Consider the following 944-nt stretch of genomic DNA (forward strand, 5'->3'; position numbering starts at 1 on the left):
GGTCGTCGTGGTCTTGTCCGGCGCGTGCGTGAGGTCGTCGATGCCCGCGGAGGCGGAGGTCATCACGGCTTCGGTGCGCAGCGGGTTGATCTCCGAGACCGCGCCGACGAACGTGGTCTTGCCCACGCCGAAGCCCCCCGCCACCACGATCTTCGCGGACGTGGTGGAGCGGGCCGCACCGCTAGAGCTTCCGAAGTCCACTGAGCACCCTTTCGAGCAGTGTCACGTCAGGCTGACCACCGGCGGACTCGTCACCGCCGGGCTGATGGATGGCGACAAGCCCGGCCTCGGCCAAGTCGGCGACGAGGATGCGGGCCACGCCCAGGGGGATGGTGAGCAGGGCGGAGATCTCAGCGACCGACTTGATCTCCCGGCAGAGGTGGCAGATGCGTTGGTGCTCTGGGAGCTGTCCCTGCAACTGGGACGGCGTCGCCGTCGTGTGCACCAGCGCCTCGATGGCGAGCTGGTACCGCGGCCGTGTCCGGCCCCCGGTCATGGCGTACGGGCGGACCAGCGGGTTGTGCGCCTGGCCGCCGCCCCCAGAGGACCCCTGAGGCGTCTGCCGCTGCGGCGGCATCGGCTGCAGACGGGGCGCCGCCGGCGGCTGCCGGTACTGGTCGTACCCGTACGGCTGCTGCGAATGCGGAGGCTGCTGCTGGTGCTGAGGCTCCGGAGGCATCCGGTGGCTGGGCGAGGAGGGGAAGTTGAAGCGGTTCGTCGACGACTCACCCTGCGGCTGGTGCTGATGCCCGCCGCTATAGGGGTAGCCGCCTGGGGGGGTTGCCACGTTTCTCCTCCTCCAACTGCCTGTTGCTGAGCCCTGCTGTGGTGGCCGCGCCACCGCACCTTAATGGTGCGGTAGCGCAAAACGCACCCTTGTCTGCTAGTTGAGAAGGCTGCCTTGGAGCTCGGCACGCAGGTCCGGGGTGAGGACGTTGCCCGCA

1 protein-coding gene and 1 pseudogene are annotated in these 944 nt (G+C 69.3%); both read right to left on the reverse strand.

Annotated elements, in window-relative coordinates:
• Positions 1–201: pseudogene (locus tag ACY34J_RS28990) on the reverse strand (ATP-binding protein); the annotation flags it as partial.
• Positions 182–787: a DUF742 domain-containing protein gene (locus ACY34J_RS28995; protein WP_462729601.1), complete on the reverse strand. Its 606-nt coding sequence runs from the start codon at positions 785–787 to the stop codon at positions 182–184. The gene ACY34J_RS28995 and the pseudogene ACY34J_RS28990, both read right to left, overlap by 20 nt.
• Positions 788–944: the final 157 nt, after the last annotated feature.

The organism is Streptomyces sp. HSS9-12 (assembly GCF_054963655.1).